This is a genomic window from Tateyamaria sp. ANG-S1 (assembly GCF_000814025.1).
Classification (GTDB): Bacteria; Pseudomonadota; Alphaproteobacteria; order Rhodobacterales; family Rhodobacteraceae; genus Tateyamaria.
Genome location: NZ_JWLL01000025.1, coordinates 1 through 5,017, shown reverse-complemented (window position 1 = coordinate 5,017; position 5,017 = coordinate 1). Strand labels below are relative to the sequence as shown.

Genomic DNA, 5,017 nt, shown 5'->3' with positions numbered 1-5,017 from the left:
GCAAACCTGGGTCGGTGACCCTTCTTCCCCCTGGCAGAAAGGCACAGTCGGTAACACCAATCGCCGTGCCCGAAGATGGCTGCCGAGGACGCGCGACATCACGGCAGTCTCAACCTCTCGGGACATTGCTATGCAATGCCCTGCCAAAGTCTTCCGCGAAAAGATGAAGGGAGGAAATGGGCCAGAGCACCTACCCCAAAAGCAATAGGAACCGCGGTGCAGGTATCGCTGAAAGTTTGATTTACTGGCTTGACCAGGTCCCAACCCCCTGTACCCTATCCGCATTTTTTAGGTTCAGGGCTTTCCATCATGACAGAGATTTTGGGCACGCCAGGCAATGACAGCTTGGTTGGGACTGAGGGTGATGACATTATCAACAGCGGTCTCGGCGACGATACCGTCATCGCATTAGGTGGGGATGATTTCATCGCATTCTCCGGCAGTATCCTTTCAGCCGGGAGCGGCAATGACACGGTCGCGTTCTCTGGTTTCACGTCCTTGGACGACATGATCGATGGTGGCGATGGTTTTGATCGATTTGTCGTAACTGGCGGGGGTCCTGGTAGCGGAATGGGCTTGGGCGGCGGGACATTTTCCGGGTTCGAACGGATTGATCTCAATGAAGTCCAGCTTGTGCTGACAGCGGACAACTTCTTGGGCGTCAGTCAGGTGACTGGCTTTGGCGGTCAGGGCGCGCTGGTGTTCGCGGCGATGGAAAACCAAATCATCGACCTGAGCAGCATCACAGTTGGAGAGAGAGGCACCGGGATTGGCCGCGCGGAAATTCAGATGCCAGTCCCGGTTACAGCAGGTATGGGGGCTGTGCTGGATGCAAGTGGCGCCACCAGTGACTGGGAGTTGCGCAGTGACCGTAGCTTTAATGACATCACGCTTTTGGGGGGCGCCGGCAATGATACGCTGCGCGGCGATGTCGGCGACACGCTGCGTGGCGGGGATGGGGATGACCGGTTTGTTGTCGACGGATCTTTTTCAAATCTTCCCGCGCCGTCTACGACTATCGAGGGCGGGGCGGGCATCGATACGCTGGAAGCGATCTATGGCAGGTATTACCAAAATCTAGACCTATCAGGGATCGAGGTGCTGCAAGGAGGCGGAGCGTTCTTCCGCAACGTAGCCCTATCCTTTGATCAGTTTACGAACTTCTCCGGCATCACTTTCCTTGGCACAGGTGAGATCAATCTCAATGGCCGCGTGCAATCGGTGGCGCTGAATGCGCAGGGCCAATATCAAATGGTGTTCCGCACCCAAGTCGCGGGCAATGACGATTTTACCCTGACCGATCATTGGGGGCGGGTGAATGTCGATATGGGCCTGGGCGACGATACAGTGCGCACCGGGGATGGGAATGACCATATTTTCGAACATGACGTCTTCGGCGGTGGCAACGATCTGTTTATGTCTGGCGACGGGCATGACACGCTGAACGGGGGCGATGGCGACGATACGCTGATTGCTTGGGGTACGGACAACGACGTGTCGGATTTTGTGCGCGGCGGGTTTGGCAATGACAGTATTGAAACGGGCGCCGGCAACGACGAGGTCTTTGGTGATGTTGGCAATGACACGATAGATGCGGGCGACGGCTCGGATACCGTCAATGGCGGTAGCGGCGATGATGTGATTGTGGGCGGCACCTCGGCCAACGACATTTCGGATGTGCTGTCGGGGTCGTTTGGCAACGACCTGATCCGCGGCGGTGCAGGCAATGACATGCTGCGTGGCGACAGTGGCAATGACACGCTTGAAGGCGAAACAGGGGCCGATACGTTGATCGGCGGCGATGGCAATGATGATCTATCGGGCGGAGCGCTTGCCGATGTGCTGATCGACGGTGCTGGTGATGATTTCCTGAACGGCGGCTTTGGCAGCGATCTGATCAACTTGGTCGAAAATGGTGGTGCTGACCGGATCTTTCATGCCGGGGCCACAGGCCACGGCTCGGATTGGGTGGCCGGGTTTCAAGACCAAGACACTCTGGTCTTTGGAGGTGCTGGTCAGGCCTCGGATTTTCAGGTCAACCGCGCCAACACAGCCGATGCTGGTGATGCGAATGTGGACGAGTTGTTCGTCACATATGTACCCTCTGGTCAGATCCTCTGGGCGCTAGTGGATGGCGACGATCTGACGGCTCTGAACCTGCAGATCGCGGATCAGACATTTGATTTGCTTGCCTGACAGCGCTACGGTCGTTTGAATTACTTATCTTTTTTAAAAACGCATTCAATTTGAGGACCGCCATGCCTTTTATGCCTGATCCCCTCTCTGCGCCCGTTATCCTACCCGGCATATCAAACCGTTTGCAGTCCCAGGCCGATATCGCGGGCCTTGCAGATGGGGGATATGTTGCGGTTTGGCGCAGCCAGACAACGGGTCCGACACAGGCCGATATCTACCAGCAACGTTTTGCCGCCGATGGTACGGCTTTAGGAGAGGCGCAGGTGATCGGCCAAAGCGGTCTGAGGGCGTCCAATCCAGCGGTGACTGCCCTGGCCGACGGTGGCTGGACGGTATTCTGGGGCGATACCGGATTTGATGGGCGGCGCTACGCGGCCGATGGCAGCGAGGTCGACAGCACCCGCAACGAGACGATCAGCACCTTTGTGGATATCGACAACCCCGATCCCAATATTGGGTTCGTTATTGTCGACACCGATCTGCTGGGCACCGATGCCTACGGGGGGGCGGGCAATGTCAATCTGCCTGGATCCGTGGCAGTGACCGATCTGGCCGATGGCGGGTTTGCCATCGTGTATGATTTCGACAGTGGCCCCTTGCGCGAAGAGGAAGTGGCCCAGATCCGCTATGGCGCCACAACAGACCCTGCCCCGGCCGCGGTTTTGCAGCCCTGGGATCTGTTGTCAGATAATTTCGAACGCTCGGACCGCCAGCGCACTCCGGACATTGCGGGCCTGAATGACGGCTCGCGTGTGATGGTCTGGAGGGCCACGGAAGAAAACGGCGGCTCACCAACGCTTCGGGCGCAACGTACGGGGGCGGATGACGCGATCTTGGGGCCTTCTTTCGAAGTGGCGACCGGGACAGCCACGCGCGATCCCAATGGCGCACGGATCACGGCACTCGAAGGGGGGGGATATGTGGTGGCCTGGACCGAGTTTATCTCGGATGACGCGGGCAATGCATCTGATATCTTTGCGCGGGTCTATGCCAATGACGGCACGATTGTGAATGCCGGGTTTCAGGTCAACGGGATTACCTTTTCCACGCAAACCGATGTGTCCCTTGCCGCGCTTGCAGATGGCGGCTTTGTCGCGGTCTGGAACCAGTTCGACACGATCGATAGCGAATGGGAGGTCTGGGGCCGCCTGTTCGATAACCAAGGCATGGCGCGCGATACGGCCTTTTTTGGCGGCAACTTTCGCATCGACACCAATGACAATTTTTCGGCCTTTGGGCCCGAGGTAACGGCCCTGGCCTCCGGCGGGTTCTCGGTGACCTGGACCGCTGAAACGGCCACGCGTTTGGGCAGTGTCCAAGACACCGACATTGCGGTCCGCAGCTTTGCCGCACCCGGTGATATTATCGCCGAGGACCTCAATCTGACTGGAACCACGGGCAATGACAGACTGGAGGGTATGGATGGTGACGACACGATCCGCGGCCTGGATGGTTTGGATACGCTGATTGGCGGCGCAGGAGATGATTTCATCTTTGCAGGTGGCACACCGGCAGATTTGCGTGACCTGGTCTTTGGCGGCGCAGGCAATGACACGATCGACGGCGGCTATGGCAATGACGAGCTGCGCGGGGATGCCGGGAATGACAGCATCGCGGGCGGCTTTGGCGCGGATACAGTCATCGGTGGGACCGGGAATGACATATTAACAGGCAGTGCTCTGGGCGATTTGATCTTTGGAGGAGATGACGACGATTTCCTGAATGGCGGATTTGGCTCCGACCGTCTGAACGGGGGCGCTGGCGCGGACCGGTTCTTTCATCTGGGCGTGCCTGATCATGGGAATGACTGGATTCAGGATTACAATGCAGCCCAGGGCGATGTGCTTGTCTATGGTGGGTCGGCCACGCGCGACCAGTTTCAGATCAACAGCACCTTTACCCCCGGCGCAGGCCAGGATCTGGTCCGCGAGGCCTTTGTCATCTACAGGCCAACCGGTGACATCTTGTGGGCCCTGGTAGATGGTCTGGCCAACGATGCGATCACCTTGCGCATCGGCGGTCAGGATTTTGACCTGTTAGCCTAGAAAAAATGCTGAACACTCACATGCTCATAGCAGTTTGCCTCCTTTACTCCATGGCTTGAAGCTTCATTATCGCCGCGGTAGAAATTGTAATCTAAGGCTTTGATTTCTCTGGTATCTCTGTAGGGTAAAATGACAATTATTACAGAAACTGTTGACGCACCTAACAACACCTCAACAACATACTCCATCTCAGACGGGGATATATTTCTCGGAACGTTTGACACCGAATTTTCTGAAGACTGGCTTCGTGTCGAGTTGGATACGGCTTTCGGGTATTACTGGACGATTACAGGTGACGGGTCTGCGACATCAACGGATGATACGGCACTCGTATTATTGAATGGAATAGGCCAACAAATCACTATATCGAATGGCCAGAGTTTTAGTTCAATACAGCATACACCAACGGCGACGGGTACGTTTTATCTTTCGGCGGGGACAGGTGGGCGATCGGTGGACCCCGGTACATACCGTGTGACGATGGTGCAAGAGGTCGCAAATAGCACGTCAAGCTCAGCCACCATTGCAAGCAACACAACCGTTGCAGGTTATTTCGAATACACGACTGACCAAGACTATTTCGGAACAACGCTGAACGCTGCACGAAGCTATTATTGGACAATTACCGGTGATGGCTCCGCAGATTCAGCGGACGACACGGCGTTGGCTCTGTACGATGAATTCGGCCAGCAACTCAACAGACTTAATCCTTCTGGCTCAGCTGGTTTGGCGTGGACCCCAACCGAAAGTGGTCAATACTTCATCAGCGCAGGAAG

General features: G+C 56.5%; 3 protein-coding genes and 1 pseudogene. All 4 read left to right on the top strand.

Annotated elements, in window-relative coordinates; genetic code table 11:
* Positions 1-124 (top strand): annotated as a pseudogene (locus RA29_RS23730) (IS30 family transposase); the annotation flags it as partial.
* 185 nt (positions 125-309) lie between these two features.
* The gene (locus RA29_RS22230; protein WP_052249882.1) at positions 310-2,196 is read left to right on the top strand and encodes a calcium-binding protein; all 1,887 of its coding nucleotides are present in this window, start codon (positions 310-312) and stop codon (positions 2,194-2,196) included.
* Positions 2,197-2,267: 71 nt separating this feature from the next.
* Positions 2,268-4,241, top strand: coding sequence for a hypothetical protein (locus RA29_RS22225; protein WP_052249881.1), 1,974 nt, complete (start codon positions 2,268-2,270; stop codon positions 4,239-4,241).
* Between the two features lie 129 nt (positions 4,242-4,370).
* Positions 4,371-5,017: hypothetical protein (locus tag RA29_RS23065; RefSeq protein WP_152613118.1), on the top strand; the 647-nt coding region annotated here is incomplete at its 3' end.

What these genes read in the sequence shown, in the direction of transcription:
- RA29_RS22230 (WP_052249882.1), top strand. Translation starts at nt 310, where the DNA reads ATGACAGAGATTTTGGGCACGCCAGGCAATGACAGCTTGGTTGGGACT.
- RA29_RS22225 (WP_052249881.1), top strand. Translation starts at nt 2,268, where the DNA reads ATGCCTGATCCCCTCTCTGCGCCCGTTATCCTACCCGGCATATCAAAC.